This window comes from Corynebacterium sp. 122RC1 (genome assembly GCF_024580955.1).
Taxonomy (GTDB): domain Bacteria; phylum Actinomycetota; class Actinomycetes; order Mycobacteriales; family Mycobacteriaceae; genus Corynebacterium; species Corynebacterium kozikiae.
Genome location: NZ_JANIKD010000022.1, coordinates 16,307 through 32,640, shown reverse-complemented (window position 1 = coordinate 32,640; position 16,334 = coordinate 16,307). Strand labels below are relative to the sequence as shown.

18 protein-coding genes and 1 tRNA gene are annotated in these 16,334 nt (G+C 60.7%); 13 read left to right on the top strand and 6 right to left on the bottom strand.

Going from position 1 to position 16,334, the window contains the following annotated elements:
• Positions 1-72: 72 nt before the first annotated feature.
• The gene (locus NQ050_RS09800; RefSeq protein WP_257039138.1) at positions 73-570 is read right to left on the bottom strand and encodes a ferritin; all 498 of its coding nucleotides are present in this window, start codon (positions 568-570) and stop codon (positions 73-75) included.
• A gap of 357 nt (positions 571-927) precedes the next feature.
• Between NQ050_RS09800 and nrdF the strand changes: the two genes are divergently transcribed.
• The 3 genes from nrdF to serB all read left to right on the top strand — a co-directional run bounded on the left by nrdF (position 928) and on the right by serB (position 5,547).
• Complete coding sequence (gene nrdF / locus NQ050_RS09795) at positions 928-1,911, top strand: class 1b ribonucleoside-diphosphate reductase subunit beta (RefSeq protein WP_257039137.1); 984 nt, start codon at positions 928-930, stop codon at positions 1,909-1,911.
• 496 nt (positions 1,912-2,407) lie between these two features.
• On the top strand, positions 2,408-4,123 hold the full coding sequence (gene ctaD / locus NQ050_RS09790) for a cytochrome c oxidase subunit I (protein ID WP_257039136.1): 1,716 nt from the start codon (positions 2,408-2,410) through the stop codon (positions 4,121-4,123).
• 164 nt (positions 4,124-4,287) lie between these two features.
• A complete protein-coding gene (serB, locus tag NQ050_RS09785; protein WP_373456444.1) occupies positions 4,288-5,547 on the top strand; it encodes a phosphoserine phosphatase SerB in 1,260 nt (419 codons plus the stop codon).
• A gap of 49 nt (positions 5,548-5,596) precedes the next feature.
• On the opposite strand, the gene NQ050_RS09780 is transcribed toward serB, so the two are convergent.
• The 3 genes from NQ050_RS09780 to NQ050_RS09770 are packed head-to-tail and all read right to left on the bottom strand — an operon-like array spanning position 5,597 to position 9,408.
• Positions 5,597-6,121, bottom strand: coding sequence for a GNAT family N-acetyltransferase (locus NQ050_RS09780; protein ID WP_257039134.1), 525 nt, complete (start codon positions 6,119-6,121; stop codon positions 5,597-5,599).
• 58 nt (positions 6,122-6,179) lie between these two features.
• Entirely contained in the window at positions 6,180-8,105 is a 1,926-nt protein-coding gene (locus NQ050_RS09775; RefSeq protein ID WP_257039133.1) for an ATP-dependent DNA helicase, read from the bottom strand.
• Positions 8,095-9,408: a nicotinate phosphoribosyltransferase gene (locus NQ050_RS09770; RefSeq protein ID WP_257039132.1), complete on the bottom strand. Its 1,314-nt coding sequence runs from the start codon at positions 9,406-9,408 to the stop codon at positions 8,095-8,097. Before NQ050_RS09770 ends, NQ050_RS09775 begins: the two co-directional genes overlap by 11 nt.
• Before the next feature lie 33 nt (positions 9,409-9,441).
• On the opposite strand from NQ050_RS09770, the gene clpS reads away from it, so the two are divergent.
• The 8 genes from clpS to NQ050_RS11225 all read left to right on the top strand — a co-directional run bounded on the left by clpS (position 9,442) and on the right by NQ050_RS11225 (position 14,177).
• Positions 9,442-9,753, top strand: coding sequence for an ATP-dependent Clp protease adapter ClpS (gene clpS, locus NQ050_RS09765; RefSeq protein WP_257039131.1), 312 nt, complete (start codon positions 9,442-9,444; stop codon positions 9,751-9,753).
• Between the two features lie 37 nt (positions 9,754-9,790).
• Positions 9,791-10,300 (top strand): DUF2017 domain-containing protein, encoded by a 510-nt coding sequence (locus tag NQ050_RS09760; protein WP_257039129.1) that lies wholly within the window; start codon positions 9,791-9,793, stop codon positions 10,298-10,300.
• Between the two features lie 21 nt (positions 10,301-10,321).
• Positions 10,322-10,960 carry a rhomboid family intramembrane serine protease gene (locus NQ050_RS09755; RefSeq protein ID WP_257039128.1) on the top strand — a complete coding sequence of 213 codons (639 nt, stop codon included), beginning with the start codon at positions 10,322-10,324 and terminating at the stop codon, positions 10,958-10,960.
• Entirely contained in the window at positions 10,941-11,732 is a 792-nt protein-coding gene (gene murI, locus NQ050_RS09750; protein ID WP_257039127.1) for a glutamate racemase, read from the top strand. Before NQ050_RS09755 ends, murI begins: the two co-directional genes overlap by 20 nt.
• 52 nt (positions 11,733-11,784) lie before the next feature.
• A complete protein-coding gene (locus tag NQ050_RS09745) occupies positions 11,785-12,540 on the top strand; it encodes an MBL fold metallo-hydrolase (protein WP_257039126.1) in 756 nt (251 codons plus the stop codon).
• 20 nt (positions 12,541-12,560) lie between these two features.
• Positions 12,561-13,292: a ribonuclease PH gene (gene rph / locus NQ050_RS09740; RefSeq protein ID WP_257039125.1), complete on the top strand. Its 732-nt coding sequence runs from the start codon at positions 12,561-12,563 to the stop codon at positions 13,290-13,292.
• Complete coding sequence (gene rdgB / locus NQ050_RS09735; protein WP_257039124.1) at positions 13,289-13,861, top strand: RdgB/HAM1 family non-canonical purine NTP pyrophosphatase; 573 nt, start codon at positions 13,289-13,291, stop codon at positions 13,859-13,861. The genes rph and rdgB overlap by 4 nt, the downstream gene beginning before the upstream one ends.
• Before the next feature lie 130 nt (positions 13,862-13,991).
• Positions 13,992-14,177, top strand: coding sequence for a toxin-antitoxin system HicB family antitoxin (locus NQ050_RS11225; protein WP_368734693.1), 186 nt, complete (start codon positions 13,992-13,994; stop codon positions 14,175-14,177).
• 362 nt (positions 14,178-14,539) lie between these two features.
• Here NQ050_RS11225 and NQ050_RS09725 read toward each other — a convergent pair.
• Positions 14,540-14,621: transfer RNA gene (locus tag NQ050_RS09725), tRNA-Leu, on the bottom strand.
• Positions 14,622-14,816: 195 nt separating this feature from the next.
• On the opposite strand from NQ050_RS09725, the gene NQ050_RS09720 reads away from it, so the two are divergent.
• Positions 14,817-15,185, top strand: coding sequence for a hypothetical protein (locus NQ050_RS09720; protein ID WP_257039140.1), 369 nt, complete (start codon positions 14,817-14,819; stop codon positions 15,183-15,185).
• 31 nt (positions 15,186-15,216) lie between these two features.
• Positions 15,217-15,564 (top strand): DUF3817 domain-containing protein, encoded by a 348-nt coding sequence (locus NQ050_RS09715; RefSeq protein ID WP_257039123.1) that lies wholly within the window; start codon positions 15,217-15,219, stop codon positions 15,562-15,564.
• A gap of 17 nt (positions 15,565-15,581) precedes the next feature.
• On the opposite strand, the gene NQ050_RS09710 is transcribed toward NQ050_RS09715, so the two are convergent.
• On the bottom strand, positions 15,582-16,262 hold the full coding sequence (locus tag NQ050_RS09710) for a type 1 glutamine amidotransferase (RefSeq protein WP_257039122.1): 681 nt from the start codon (positions 16,260-16,262) through the stop codon (positions 15,582-15,584).
• Between the last annotated feature and the right edge of the window lie 72 nt (positions 16,263-16,334).

Here is a 16,334-nt window from a genome sequence, read left to right as displayed (position 1 = left end):
TCGAAAACTTCGAAGCCAAGCCCCAACTATCTCAGCACAAGCGTTCCTTGTGCCAAACCCTATTCCGCAACCCTATTCGGCGGAATCGCGCTCCGCGAGCTCCTTGTCGATCTGCAGGATGCCCGCGCCGGTGTCGGCGAGCTTGAGGCGGTCCAGGATGCCACCCACGGTTGCTTCCTCCTCGATCTGCTCAGCCAGGAAGTGGTCGAGGAGTGGGCGGGAGTCGTAGTCCTTCACGGAATCGGAGAGGGCAGCGAGGTCACGGATCAGGCCGGAGACCTTCTGCTCGTGCGCCAGGGAAGCCTCGAAGGCGTCGGTGGCATTGGCGATGTCCAGCTTTGGCGGGGTGATGTCGCCGATCTGTGGAACGTAGCCGCGGTCGCGCAGGTGCTCTGCGAAAGCCTCCGCGTGGGTGAGTTCTTCTTGGTGCTGGTTCTGGAACCAGTCACGCATGCCCACCAGGCCGAGGTCGTCCATGTGGTAGGAGAGCTGCAGGTAGACCATTGCGGCCTCGAGCTCTGCGGTGACTTGGTTGTTCATTGCTGCTGCGAGTTTTTCATTGATAGCCATGCCCCAAAGCGTACCGACGTCCACCGGATGTGTCACTGAAGCTTAGGCCACCTTAAATACGGTTTTTGGTTAAGGGAAGGCAATCATTGCAAAAACCTTTTGAAGCCTATTTGATTATGTGGGTAACGCTAATAGCGCTGCTCACTACCGCCTTTTTGTTGCTGCGCGAAGCCTCGTTTCCTGCGGGCGCTGCGTACGTCGCTAAGCCTCACCTTAGTGATTGGATGTGGCCTATTTCACTGATCTGTGACGTTAGTCAAGGAATGATATTGTTGCGCTCAGGTTGAAACAGAAGAAATCTAGATCGTGCCGCGTATCGAAATGTGGCGGGAACAGTGAGAGTGGAGGCGCACGGACGTGTCTTACGATTCATACATTGAGTCGCACCCCAAGCCGGTGAGTGCAATTAACTGGAATACCATCCCGGATGAGAAGGACCTCGAGGTGTGGGACCGCCTCACCGGTAACTTTTGGCTGCCGGAAAAGGTGCCCGTGTCCAATGACATCAAGAGCTGGTCCACCCTCAACGAGTTGGAAAAGCAGACCACCATGCGGGTGTTTACCGGCTTGACCATGCTGGACACCATCCAGGGCACCGTCGGTGCTACTTCGATGATTCCCGACGCCCGCACTCCACACGAAGAGGCTGTATATACCAACATCGCCTTCATGGAGAGTGTGCACGCTAAGAGCTACTCCAACATCTTCATGACCTTGGCCTCCACTAAGGAAATTAACGAGGCATTCCGCTGGTCCGAGGAAAACGAAAACCTCCAGCGCAAAGCCAAGATCGTGCTTTCCTACTATGAGGGTGACGATCCGGAAAAGCGTAAGGTTGCCTCCACGCTTTTGGAGTCTTTCCTCTTTTATTCTGGCTTCTATCTGCCCATGTACTGGTCGAGTCATGCGAAGCTCACCAACACTGCGGACATCATTCGCCTGATCATCAGGGACGAGGCTGTGCACGGCTACTACATCGGCTACAAGTACCAACAGGCGCAGCGTGAGGCCACCGAAGCCCGCCGCGAGGAGCTCAAGGAATACACCTTTGACCTGCTCTACGATCTCTACGACAACGAGATCCAGTACACCGAAGATCTCTACGATCCGCTCGGCTGGACCGAGGATGTGAAGCGCTTCCTGCGTTACAACGCAAACAAAGCCCTGAACAACCTTGGCTACGAAGGCCTCTTCCCGGCCGACGAGACCCGCGTGTCCCCGGCGATCCTCTCCGCTCTCTCGCCGAACGCGGACGAGAACCACGACTTCTTCTCCGGCTCCGGTTCCTCCTATGTGATCGGTAAGGCCGAGAACACCACTGACGACGACTGGGACTTCTAGGGCTCCTTTTAGGGTTCCTTGGCTGAAGTCAAGGGGCAGCATTGGCCGATGGTCTTGGCGCCGCTTTCTCTTCCTTTATCTTTGCTATCTCTGCGTTCGCGAGGTGGGGGAGAGGGGGCGGCGCTGTTGCGTATGGGGCTGCTGTGGCTTGACTGGCGGTGAGTTGAGTACGGATCCAGGAGCTGGAGGGGATCAACCTTTGGATTGATACCCCGCGGGGGTATGTGGGATGTGGCAAGGGTCACGATATTCGCAGCGTTCGGGGTGGCAAAAAATCCGGTTTTGCTGCATAAGCAACGGCCATCACGCTTAACGCGGGTAAAACCTTGGAAATTGCTGGCAGGAACCCGTAACCCCGCTGGAGATGCCAGCAAAAGCCGCTGGCTTTAGGCGGTATAAGGCCTTAAGATAAGGCGATGTAAATTAGGTCACTTCACTCAAGCGCAGGGAAAACTCCCTGAAACTATGTGGGTGACTCACAAGTCAGGAGGATCGTATGACCGCTGTGGCGCCACGGCTCGAGGGTTACGTCGAGCCAACACGGCCCGCACCATCCGGCAACGGCCGCAAGGGCGAGCTGGCATGGAAGATGCTTACCACCACCGACCATAAGCTTTTGGGCGTCATGTACTTGGTGATGTCCTTCATCTGGTTCTTTGTTGGTGGCTTGATGGCCCTGCTCATCCGCGCAGAGCTGTTCACCCCAGGCCTGCAAATGCTTTCCAACGAGCAGTTCAACCAACTGTTCACCATGCACGGCACCGTCATGCTGCTGGCCTTTGGTACGCCAATCGTGTGGGGCTTTGCTAACTACGTGCTGCCACTGCAGATCGGTGCACCAGACGTTGCCTTCCCACGTCTGAACGCCTTTGGTTTCTGGATCACCCAGATCGGCGTTGTTGCAATGCTCGCAGGCTTCCTCACCCCAGGTGGTGCAGCAGACTTCGGCTGGACCATGTACCTGCCACTGGCTGACTCCATCCACTCCCCAGGCATCGGCGCCGACATGTGGATCGTCGGCGTGGGCGCCACCGGTGTGGGCACCGTGGCTTCCGCAGTGAACATGATCACCACCATCCTCACCCTGCGCGCACCGGGCATGACCATGTTCCGTATGCCGATCTTCTGCTGGAACATCTTTGTTGCATCCGTGATCGTGCTCATGATCTTCCCACTGCTGCTCGCCGCAGCACTCGGTGTGCTCTACGACCGCAAGCTCGGCGGCCACATCTTCGATCCAGGCAACGGCGGCGCCATCCTCTGGCAGCACCTGTTCTGGTTCTTCGGCCACCCAGAGGTGTACGTCCTCGCACTGCCTTTCTTCGGCATCGTTTCCGAAATCATCCCAGTGTTCTCCCGCAAGCCAATGTTTGGCTACATCGGCCTGGTGTTCGCAACCCTCTCCATCGGTGCACTCTCCATGGCTGTGTGGGCACACCACATGTTCGTGACCGGCGCCATCCTGCTGCCATTCTTCTCCTTCATGACCTTCCTGATCTCCGTGCCAACCGGCGTGAAGTTCTTCAACTGGTTGGGCACCATGTGGCGCGGCCACATCTCCTGGGAGACCCCAATGGTGTGGGTCATGGGCTTCCTGGTGACCTTCCTCTTCGGTGGTCTCACCGGCATCATGCTGGCATCCCCACCACTGGACTTCCAGCTCGCTGAGTCCTACTTCCTGATTGCGCACTTCCACTACACCCTCTTCGGCACCGTGGTGTTCGCATCCTTCGCTGGTGTGTACTTCTGGTTCCCCAAGATCACCGGCCGCATGCTGGATGAGACCCTGGGCAAGATCCACTTCTGGCTCACCTTCATCGGCTTCCACGGCACCTTCCTGGTCCAGCACTACGTTGGTAACGAGGGCATGCCACGCCGCTACGCTGACTACCTCGAGTCCGACGGTTTCACCTTCCTCAACCAGGTTTCTACTGTCTTCTCCTTCCTGCTGGGCATGTCCGTCATCCCATTCGTGTGGAACGTGTTCAAGTCCTGGCGCTACGGCGAGATCGTTACCGTGGACGACCCATGGGGCTACGGCAACTCCCTGGAGTGGGCAACCTCCTGCCCACCACCACGCCACAACTTCGTGTCCATGCCACGTATCCGCTCCGAGCGCCCAGCGTTCGAGCTGCACTACCCACACATGGTGGAGCGTATGCGCCGCGAAGCACACGTTGGCCACCACCACGAGCCAGTGAACAAGAAGTAACGATTCTTCTACTGAACAATCCTCCAAGCCGCAGGTCCGCGCAGGGCCTGCGGCTCTTGTGGTTCCCAGACCTAGTGCGGTCCCAAGGCTCAAGCCCCAGGTCCAAGCCCCAAGGTCCCACCCGCCATGCGGTAAAAACACCCAACATGTGGGAAAATACAGCAATGGATTCATACTCAGTGCCGCTGCAACCAGGCCTTCGCCCAGCCGTAGTAACCGTCACAGGGAAAGACCGCGCCGGAGTGTCCGCCGCCGTGTTTCGCGTCCTCTCCGCAAACGGTGTGCAACTCCTTGACGTTGAGCAGTCCCGCTTCCGTGGCTTCCTGGCCCTCGCAGCCTATGTGGGGCTGAACGAGCAAGAGCTGGAAACCATCCGCACAGGCCTCAAAGACACCCTCAACCAATCCACCCTCGCCGGCCTCCAGGTATCCGTGGAGCTGCAAGATGCCGCAGAATACTCCCGGCCGCGCTCTACCCATGAAATGGTGGTGCTCGGCAGCCCTGTGGAGGCAACCGCGCTGTCCAGGATCGGCCAAACCCTGGCTGATTATGGCGCAAACATTGACACCATCCGCGGTATTTCTGACTACCCAGTGACCGGCCTGGAACTTAAGATCACCGTGCCGGACCCCAAGCCAGGCGGCGCACAGATGCTGCGTAAGGCACTAGCGGAACTCTCCGCCCAGGTGGGTGTGGACATCGCCATCGAGCGCGCAGGCCTTATGCGCCGCTCCAAGCGCCTCATCTGCTTTGACTGCGATTCAACCCTCATCACTGGTGAAGTCATCGAAATGCTCGCAGCACATGCTGGCCGCGAGGCAGAGGTGGCAGCGGTAACCGAGCGCGCAATGCGGGGCGAGCTGGACTTTGAGGAGTCCCTGCGCGAGCGAGTAAAGACCCTCGCGGGGCTGGATGCCTCCGTGATTCAAGAAGTGGCCAATGACATCGTGCTCACCCCCGGCGCCCGCACCACGATCCGCACCCTCAAGCGCTTGGGCTACAAAACCGCCGTGGTCTCCGGCGGCTTTATCCAGGTGCTCGAAGACCTCGCAGAAGAGCTTGAGCTGGACTATGTGCGCGCGAACACGCTGGAAATCGTAGATGGCAAGCTCACCGGCAACGTGATCGGCAAAGTGGTGGACCGCGCCGCCAAGGCCGAGTTCCTCCGCGAGTTCGCCGCAGACTCCGGCCTGGAAATGCACCAAACCGTTGCGGTGGGCGACGGCGCAAATGACATCGACATGATCTCCGCCGCCGGCCTCGGCATCGCGTTTAACGCTCGCCCGGCGCTGGTGGAGGTGGCGGATACTTCCGTGAGCTCGCCGTTCTTGGACGAGGTGCTGCACATGCTGGGCATCACGCGCGCGGAGATCGACGCGGCCGACGAAGAAGCAAACACCGTCCGCCGCGTCCCGCTGGCCTAGCCCCTTACCTCAACCCCTGACGCCCGTCCTCACACTCCCTCACACTGCCTCACTCAGTGGGCCGCAGGCGGGCGTGCAGCACGATGTCGTGGAATTCGCCGCCCAGGTATTCCGCGCCCCGGAGGATCCCTTCCTCGGTTGCACCGGCGTTTCGCGCGACGGCACGAGACGCCTTATTGTCTACCGCACAGCGCACTTCGAAGCGATGCGCACCGTGCCTGAATGCGTGAGCCATGACCACCTTGAGCGCGTCGGTAGTGAGCCCCTTGCCCCGTGCCCAGGGCGCGGCGAGGTAGCCCACATTAACCGTTCGGTTGTCCAGGCTTTCCAGGCGGAGTTCGATGTGGCCGCAGTAGACGTCGTCTTCATCCACGATTGCCCAGGCACGCTCGGCGGCTACGAACTCCTGCGCCATCTCCTCGGTGTAGATGTGGGGGATGGTGGTGAAACGTTGGGTGAGGGGGTCGGAGCAGGCTTGGATCATGTCGGGGATGTCGCGCGGCGCGAGCAGGCGCAGATTGCAGCGGGTCCCCTCAAGGTTGTCCATGGGCATTGGCCATTGCATTTCTTCCATTGCAGCTCCTCCACACTCGTTAGCAAACACCAAACACTTGCGGCCCAGGCGGCCACACTCAGCGCTGTGACACCAGCCGCTTGAGCGCATTTTTGACCACAGTACCGTCTTCCGTGCGCCAAAAGGGTGGAATCGAGCGCAGGAAGAAGCTGCCGTAGCGGGCGGTCACAATTCGGCTGTCCAGGATGGCTACCACGCCGCGATCATCCACGCTGCGCAGCAACCTGCCGGCACCTTGGGCGAGCAGCAGGGCTGCATGGGTAGCGGCTACTTCCATGAAGCCGTTGCGGCCCGCGGCATCAGCGGCCTCCTTGCGGGCTTGGAGCAGGGGGTCGTCCGGGCGGGGGAAGGGGATGCGGTCAATGAGCACCAAGGATAGTGATGGGCCGGGCACGTCTACGCCCTGCCACAGCGTGAGCGTGCCAAACAAGCAGGCGTTTTCCGCCTTGGCAAAGCGCTCGACGAGCACGCCGGTGGAGTCCTCGCCTTGAAGGAAGATGTCAAAGGGCACCAGGGGGCGCAGGGCTTCGGCGGCTTCCTCGGCGGCGCGTTTGGAGCTGAATAGCCCGAGTGTGCGCCCGCCGGCGGCCATGATAAGTTCGTGCATTTCGGTGCGCGTGGCGTCGGCAAGGCCGTCGCGCCCAGGGGCAGGCAGGCGCCGCGGCGTATAGAGAATGCCAGACTTTTGCGGGGTAAACGGCGTTCCCGCGTCCAGCGAATCCCAGGTTCCCTTGGGGATACCCCAGCTCGCGGCGATCGCCTCAAAATTGCCGCCGATGCTCAAGGTGGCAGAGGTGAGGATCACGGTGTTCTCGGAAAAGAGCTTGGCATTCAGCAGCCCGGCCACGGAAAGCGGCGCCACAAACAGCGTGGTTTCGGTGGCCCAGATAACATCCTGGGAATCCTCGGTCTCACTGACTTCGAGAACGCGAACGACGGCATCATGTTGGTCACTCAAGTGGTTGGAAAGAGCAATGCGCTCGGCGTATCGCTCCGGGTCATTCAGCGCCTCGCCTTCGGGCGTGCGCGCAATGTGTTCTTTGAGTTTCCACAGCTCGTCGCGAACCAGGACCAACTGGGCCTGGAGTTCTTGGTCGAGTTCGGTGATCCTGCCCTGGGGGAAGAACAACTCTTTGGCTACCGCCACCAGGGTTTCGTCGTTCGCTCCGAGTTTGCCGGCGCGGCGCGCAGAGAGCGTGAGGGCGGTGGGGCTGATTTCAGTGGTGGCTACGGCGGTGATGCGGCCGTCGAGTTCGTGTGCCTCGTCGATGATGACAACGTCGTGTTCCGGGAGGACGTTGATGTCACTGAGTGCGTCGATGGCCAGCATGGCATGGTTGGTGACCACCACGTCCACGTCTTTCGCCTGCTTCCGGGCGATCTCCGCAAAGCATTCGTCTCCATGAGGGCAGCGGGAGGCGCCCACGCACTCGCGAGCGCTCACCGAAACCTGGCGCCACGCGAGGTTGGGAACACCGGGTTCAAGCTGGTCACGGTCTCCGGTTTCCGTCTCGTTTGCCCAGTCGTACAGGCGCTGCACGTGGCGGCCGAGCCAGGAAACCTCGCTCCCGCCGCCTCCGCCAGCATCCCCGCCAAAATCCATTTCAGGCTCCGCCACGCCCTGTGAGACTTTGTGCATGCACAGGTAGTTGGAGCGGCCTTTCATGATGGCAAAGGTTGGCTTGCGCTCAAGGTGCGGCTCGAGGGCCTCGGCGAGCCGGGGGAGATCGCGCTCCACCAACTGCCGCTGCAGGGCAATGGTCGCAGTGGACACCACCACCGTGGTGCCGGTGGCCTGTGCGTGCGCGAACGCCGGCACCAGGTATGCCAGGGATTTGCCGGTGCCCGTGCCCGCCTGCACAGCGAGGTGTCGTCCTGATTGCATGCTGCGGGCCACGGCCTCGCTCATTGCAACCTGACCTTCGCGTGTGGCGCCGCCGAGTGCGGCCACGGCGGCGTCGAGAAGCGCGGTGTTATTGCTCATCGAATCCGACGAAGCGAGTGTGCAGCACGGGCTCATCCTTGCTCAGCGCGAGGCCTTCCCAAGGCAGCGTGACCAACTGGGAGGCCAGGTAGGCGCGGGATTCCTCCAGCGTCGGCTGGCCTTCTACAATCTTGCCGTCGCGCATCAGCGGTACCGTGAGCTCGTAGGAGTTCAGGCTGCCTACCTGCGGAATCTCATGGTGGAAGGGGAACACCAGCTCTTCCACGGCGGTGCCGGACTGGCGGTGGGTGCGCACGGCGCGTTTGGTGCCGCCCATCATGCCCTTGTTGCGGGAACGCTTGGCAACCGGGTGTCCGTCCACTTCCACCAGCTTGTAGACCATACCTGCGGTTGGCTGGCCGGAGCCGGTGACCACTGAGGTGCCCACGCCGAAGGAATCCACAGGGTTGGCCCGCAGGCCCGCGATGGCGTATTCATCCAGGTCAGAGCTCACGACGATGCGGGTGTTGTAGGCGCCGAGCTCGTCGAGTTCCTGGCGCACGCGGGTGGTCATCACGCCCAAGTCTCCGGAGTCGATGCGCACCGCACCTAGTTCGGGGCCGGCCACCTCGATTGCGGTTTGCACGCCCTTCGAAATGTCATAGGTATCCACCAGCAGCGTGGTGTCCGTGCCCAAAGTCTCCACCTGAGAGCGGAATGCCGCGGCCTCGTTGGGGGAGCCGTCCTCATTGACATGCAGCAGCGTCCACGCATGCGCGGCGGTGCCGGAGCTCGGAATGCCGTACCGGTGTGCGGCTTCAAGGTTGGAGGTGCCGACGAACCCAGCGAGGTAGGCGGCCCGGGCGGCAGTGACCGCGGCGCGCTCATGGGTGCGGCGTGAACCCATCTCGATGATTGGGCGGCCATCGGCGGCGGTGACCATGCGGGCTGCGGCCGTTGCCACCGCGGAATCCGCGTTCATGATGGAAAGGATTACCGTTTCCAGGATCACGCACTCAGCAAAAGTGCCGCGCACTGTCAGGATTGGGGAGTGGGGGAAGTACAGCTCGCCTTCGCGGTAGCCGTCGATCTGCCCGGAGAACTCGTACTTGCGCAGGAAATCCAGCGTGCCCTCGGAGAGGAAGTCTAGGGATTTGAGCTGGTCTTCGGTGAAGCGGTAGTTCTCAATTGCCTCCAAGACGCGGGCTGTACCTGCAACAACGCCGTACCTGCGTTCGCCGGGGAGCTTGCGGCCAAACACCTCAAAGGTGCATTGGCGTGACCATGTGCCGTCAGCGAGGGCGGCCTCAAGCATGGTCAGTTCATACATATCTGTTAGGAGCGCCGTTGAATTCACACTCATCAGCTTAAACGTATTGCGGGTAGGCTGTGTTGCATGAACGTGACCATGTCTTCACCAATGGCCACCCCAGAGCTGGATGAGCGGGTGGAACTCGGGGTTGAAACGAGTGAAAACTTGCCGTGGATGTGCATCGTGTGGGATGACCCCGTCAACCTCATGAGCTACGTCACCTACGTGTTCCAAACCATTTTGGGCTTTTCCAAAAAGCGTGCCACCGAACTCATGATGCAAGTCCACACCGAGGGCAAAGCCGTGGTGAGCAGCGGGGAAAAAGACAAAGTGGAAGCAGACGTGAAAAAGCTCCACAAGGCTGGACTGTGGGCAACCATGCAGCAAGCTGGATAACGATTCACACGAATTGAAATAAAGGGGAATACCTACTGTGCAAGCGTGGAAGCGCAAGAAGGGGCTCATGAGGGAGCCCCGCTACACCTGCGTGTTGGAGGAATACGAGCGCCAAGTGCTCGGCGAGCTCGCCGTTACCGTGGTAGAGGCGCTAATCCAGCGCGTGCAGTCTGCACCGAAGGATGAGCTCGCGGAGCTCACCGGCATGGTGTCCGGCCACAAGGAAGCGCCTGAGGATGAAGGGCTTGCCCGTTTGCTGCCGGATTTTGAGCGCGAAGGCGAGGAGGAGTTTGAGGGCGAGGCCTCAATGCTGCGTTCCTTGCATGAGCCGGACATTTGCCGCACCAAGATTGAGCAGCTCACCCTAGTGGTCAATGCCTTGCAAGACGGCGCGGAGATCGTGGTGCCGGAGCAGGAGGCCGGCGCGTGGCTGGGTGCATTGAATGATATTCGGCTGTACATCGCCGCGAGCGGTGGTGACGCCGACGTAGTTGAATGGCTGGCATTCAACCAAGAGTCCTTGTTGCACGCAATGGACATGGACTAGGCCATCTCGTAGGGGAGAGAAGTGAAGTACGCGATTGGATATGTGGTGCTCATTTGGGGTGTGCACCTGCTGAATGCGGGTGGTGCCCTGCTGTTTTTGGGTGTGCAACCCTGGGACGTCACCAGCCTGTGGCACATCTTTACCGCACCGCTGATCCACGGCAGCTACAGCCACATTATGGCGAATACACTGCCGGGTGCGCTGTTTTGTTTTCTGATTTCCCGCTCCGGGCCTCGCGCGTTTTGGGAGGTCACTGGCATTGTCACGGTGGTTGCCGGTCTGGGCACCTGGGTGTTCGGCGGCATTGGCACCAATCACGTGGGCGCCTCCGGGCTCATTTACGGCTGGCTGAGCTACCTGGTGATCCGCGGCATCTTCAACCGCTCACTGAGCCAAGTGGTTTTGGGCGTTGTCCTGGCGTTCTTCTACGGCGGCCTCATCTGGGGCGTGCTGCCCGGCGAGGCCGGTGTGTCCTGGCAGGCGCACCTGTTCGGGGCGATCGGCGGTATCATCGCCGGCGCGATCATCACTTCCGACGACCCACCGAAGCGCCAAAAGCTGCCTCCGCAGCAGTATCCACAACAATTTCCGCAGTATCCGCAGTACCCACAGCAGTATCCCCAGCAGGGTTTCAACCGCAATGAGTATCGGCGTTTTTGATTCCGGGGTGGGCGGGCTTACCGTGGCCCGCGCGCTCATTGACCAGCTCCCGGGGGAATCGATCACCTACATCGGCGACACCCTCAACGCCCCCTACGGCCCGCGCAGCACGGAAGAAGTGCGCCGGCTTTCCCTGAGACTTTCCGACGAACTCGTGTCCCGCGGCAGCAAAATGGTGGTGATAGCCTGCAATACCGCCACCGCCGCCATGTTGGAGGAAGCTCAACAGCGTTACGAGGTCCCCGTGGTGGGCGTGATTTCCCCCGCGGTCCGTCGCGCTCTGGCCAGCACCCGCAACGGCAAGGTGGGTGTGATTGGCACAGAAGGCACCATTGCCTCCGGCGCCTACCAGCAGGAGTTCGCCAAAGTGAACCCCGAGGTGGAGGTGTTCGCGCAGGCCTGCCCGAGCTTTGTGAGCTTTGTGGAGCGCGGTATTACTGCGGGGCGTCAAGTGCTGCAGGTGGCGGAGGGGTATGTGGAGCCGTTGCAGGCAGCGGGGGTGGATACCTTGGTGTTGGGCTGCACGCACTACCCCTTGCTTTCTGGAGTGATCCAGCTCGCCATGGGGGATCACGTGCAACTGGTGAGCTCCGCGGAGGAAACCGCAAAGGATGTGTTCAAACTGCTCAGCCAGCAAGATCTCCTTGCCCAAGAGGGGGAACCGGTGCAACACACGTTTGAGGCCACTGGGGACCCGGAACACTTCGCCGCACTTGCGCAACGATTCCTCGGGCCGCATGTGACGCACGTCGGTAATGCTCGCGGGGTGTAATGTTCCACAATCTGTTGCACATCCGGGTTTCATTCATGGCAGAGTTTTGGGCATGAAGGTCACAATCCTTGGAAGCTCCGGAAGCGTGGGCGCACCCAACAACCCTGCCTCCGGATACTTGGTGGAGATCCCAGGCGCGCCGAGCATCGTGCTTGACCTGGGGCCAGGCGCGTTGGCAAAGCTGCAGGAACTGCAGGACCCCACGGATGCACATGTGTTGTTTACACACCTGCACCCCGATCATTGTTTGGATTTTCCCTCGCTGCTAGTGTGGCGCCGGTTCCACCCCGAGGCACCTGCGAAGAGCCGCAACCTGTGCATTGGTCCGGCGGACACGGAGCGCCACCTGGGTGCAATGGATACCCCTGGGCAGCAAGAGTCACTGAGTGACACCTTTGCTTTCACCCCGTGGACGGCGCACCAGCCGGAACTGGTGGATCTCACCACCGTCACCCCGTTCCCAACGGTTCACCCGGTGGAAAGCTACGCCCTGCGCCTGGAGCATGAGGGAGCGGTGCTGGCCTATTCGGGTGATAGCGCGCCCACGGAGGAGCTGGTGGCCTGCGCCAGGGATGCGGATGTGTTCCTCTGTGAGGCCACCTGGGGTGCGAGCAGTGAGGGAAAAGTGGAAAACATGCACCTCTCCGGCGCTGAGGCAGGACAAATTGCCCAGCGTGCAGGGGTGAAGCGGCTGGTCCTGGTGCATATTCCGCCGTGGGGCGACCCCGAAGAAGCACTTGCTGCGGCACGCGCGGAGTTTGCCGGCGAGGTACTGCTGGGCACCTCAGGGATGCAGCTTGAGCTCTAGCAGCGGGTATCCTGTATCCCATGACTGCTTTCACCCGCGCCGATGGGCGCGCACAGGACCAACTGCGAACCGTCAAAATTACCCGCGGGTTTACCACCAACCCCGCGGGTTCTGTGCTCATTGAATACGGCAACACCCGCGTGATGTGCACCGCAAGCGCTGAGGTTGGCGTGCCGCGCTTCAAAAAAGACTCCGGGGAAGGATGGCTCACCGCGGAATATTCCATGCTGCCCGCCGCCACCCACGAGCGCATGCCGCGCGAGTCCATGAGGGGCAAGGTCAAGGGGCGCACCCACGAGATTTCCCGCCTAGTGGGCCGCAGCCTGCGCGCGGCGGTAGACCTCAGTCAGCTTGGGGAAAATACCATCAATATTGACTGCGACGTCCTCCAGGCCGACGGCGGCACCCGCACCGCAAGCATCACCGGCGCCTACGTGGCCCTCGCGGATGCAATTGCGCACCTCAAGGCGCAGGGGGTTGTGCCGGGCGAGCCACTGCTGCCTCCGGTTGCGGCTGTTTCGGTGGGACTTATCGACGGCAACGTCTGCCTTGATCTCCCGTATGAAGAAGACTCCCGCGCTGAGGTGGACATGAACGTGGTGATGACCGCCAACGGGCAGTTCGTAGAAATCCAGGGCACCGGCGAGCACAACACCTTTGGTCGCGACACCCTGAACACCATGCTGGATTACGCCGAGAAGGGCTGCCAGGAGCTCATCGCAGCCCAGCGGGCAGTGCTGGGGCAGGCATGAAAATCCTGATTGCCTCCAACAACCCGAAGAAGCTCAAGGAGCTGCAGGCTATCCTGCCGGCGGAAATTGTCCCTTTGGGTGACCACCCATCACCAAAGGAAGACGGCGCCACCTTCGCGGAAAATGCGCTGATCAAGGCCCGCGCGGGGGTTGCTGCTAGTGGTCTGGCGAGCATTGCCGACGACTCCGGGCTCTGCGTGGAGGCGCTGGGCGGCATGCCCGGCGTGCTCTCGGCAAGGTGGTCCGGTAACGGTGATGACGCCAACAACGCCCTGGTGCTCCACCAAATGGAAGATATGGCTAACCGCAACGCGGCCTTCGTCTCTGTCTGTGCGCTGGTCACGCCGGATGGCCAGGAGTTCGTGGTGGAGGGCCGTTGGGAAGGCGAGCTCTTGCGGGAACCGGTGGGCGAAAACGGCTTTGGCTACGACCCCATCTTCCGTCCCTTTGATGGAGACGGGCGCTCATCAGCACAACTTTCCCCTGAAGAAAAGAACGCCATCTCCCACCGCGCCAAGGCGCTTGCCCAGTTGGTACCGATCATCGAAACCCTGAACAGCGCGGAGTAGGGGAGAGGGAGCAGCCCCCGTTTGAAGGGACGCCGGTGGCGGACGAGCTCTTTGGGAAGCTCCCCAACCTGACGCGTTACTGGATCCGGATCGCCAACAAGCTGAGCAGGGGCTATTTGCGCTCGTCAGTGTGGTTGTTGAAGATGTGGAGGCCAACGGGGAGAAGGTGCCGGAGCCACTTGGGGGCCAAAAGTTCTCCGGGAGATTTAATGTTCGGATTTCGCCCACATTGCACCGCCGTCTTGTCATCGAGGCCGGGGTGGAAGGTATTTCACTGAATGCACTGGTGAGTCAAAAGCTCGCTGCTTCGTTGTAGTTGTTGATGATCCTGAGCACTCAGTGTGCTGAATTGTTGTTGCAAAGTCTTTGGCGGCCCAAGCTACCGCCGCAACCGGTCAGGGCGGTGTCTCGCCGTGTCGCATGTCATCCGCTGGCGACCAACGCGATAGGGGCGCACTGGTAGTACTGCTCTGGTACTACTGTGCTTAGCCGAATCCTAAGGTGTTGAGTCCGACCGCCTGCCTTAGTCCTGGACTTGAGCGCATCCACGGCAATCCCACGACAATTCCACGACATGCCACACCACAAATCACCCTAAATGGCCTTAAATCGCCTTACCTTGAAAAAGGAAAACCCCCGCCAACCTGCAAAAACACAGCTAGCGAGGGGTTGTAAGAGTGCGCCCGGAGAGACTTGAACTCTCACGTCATAAGACACTGGAACCTAAATCCAGCGCGTCTGCCAATTCCGCCACGGGCGCCTGTTGGAGCATCATACCTGCCGCACATGCTTGGGGCGAAATCATGTGGCGGCAAGCCGGGGTTCGGGCTTATTACAGGCAAAAGGCTATGGTGGGTGTGTGGAACAACGCAAGGAAACCCCACCCAACCAATCCGCCGGAGACGCCGGAGATGCCGGACACGTCGGAAACACCGGGCAAACCGAACCCACCCCAATAACCACAACAACCGTAACCACCACCCAGCCGCCTAAGCGCAAGTTGCGGGTGCGTGCGTGGCATGTGGTGTTCCTTGCAGTGCTAGTGGCGGCTACATTGGGGTTGGCTTGGTGGCAATGGACGCGCTTCCAATCTGGTTCGGGGACCTTCCAGAACTTAGGCTATGCACTGCAGTGGCCGTTCTTTGGGGCGTTCTTTGTGTACGCGTACCGGAAGTTTATGGAGTATGAGAATGCCACGCGGGAGGATAAGCCGGTGGTGGTTCCAAAACAGACGGCGTTGGATGAGTCCTTTCTTCCTAAGCGCACTACGCTAAGCGTGGAAGAATTCAATGAGCTCAACCGTCCTACGAGACACAACAACTAAGTACAACAACTAGGAATAAGGAGCAGGGATCGTGACCACCATCCACCCAGAACGTAAAAAGAGCGTGCGCCAGGCGCTGACGTGGTTCTCCATTGCCGCGTGGATCACCGGTGTATGGCTGCTCGTCCTGGTTGTTCGCATGATTTGCGAGTACCTCCTCGGCATGGATATTCCCACCTGGGCACACTACATTGGCCAGGTCCATGGCCTGTTCTACATGGTTTACTTGGTGACCACACTCAACCTTGGCGTGAAGGCGCGTTGGGAGCCGGTGAAGTGGGTGGTCACCGCGCTGGCAGGCACCATCCCATTCCTTTCCTTCTTCGTGGAGCACTGGCGCCGTAAGGAAGTCACCGCGGCATTCCAGCTCGACCAGTAGCCACGCTCCTTCACCAGCTAGGCCCTTAGAAGCCTTACAAAGTTATAGGCAATCGCCTTGCCGCTGCGCGCCACTTCCTGGTCTACTGCCTCCATCTCGCTGAGCATGCGGGGGCCGTCGCCGCCATCACCGGCGGTCCAGCGGGCCATCACGGTGGGGGAGACTTCGGGGTGGAACTGCACGCCCACAGCGCTGCCAATGCGAAACGCCTGGTTGGGGCACGTCGGTGAACTCGCTAAGAGGGTGGCGTTCGGGGGGAGGATCTCCACAACGTCGTGGTGGGACTCCGCCACGGTGAACTGTGCGTCTAGGCCTTGGAATAGGGGGTCTGAACTCCCGGATTCGTTGAGCGCCACTTCGTAGGCGCCTTCCTCACCTTGGGTGGGGTGGCCGGTGGTCACGGTGCCGCCAAAAGCGTGGCCCAGGATCTGGTGGCCCAGGCAAATGCCCAGTACGGGCACGTCGCTCGCCACGGCCTCACGCAGCAAATCGTAGAGTGCCGGCAGGAAGGGGGAGGCCTCAGCGTCGATGGCGTTGCCGCGCCCGCCCAGCACAATGATCGCCTCGCCGCACTCATCAAGTGTGGGCACTGGCCGGTGCTGCAGTGGGATCACGTGATAATCCTGGCCTGCTCGCGCGATCCACGTGGCAAAGCGTTCAAGCGGCACGCCGGTGTCCGGCTGAATCACGGTAATCATGGGGCAATGCTAGCGCGTCCCGCGTGCGCTTGCGCGTGCCGACGTCACCCCGACGTCACCCCGACGCCACCC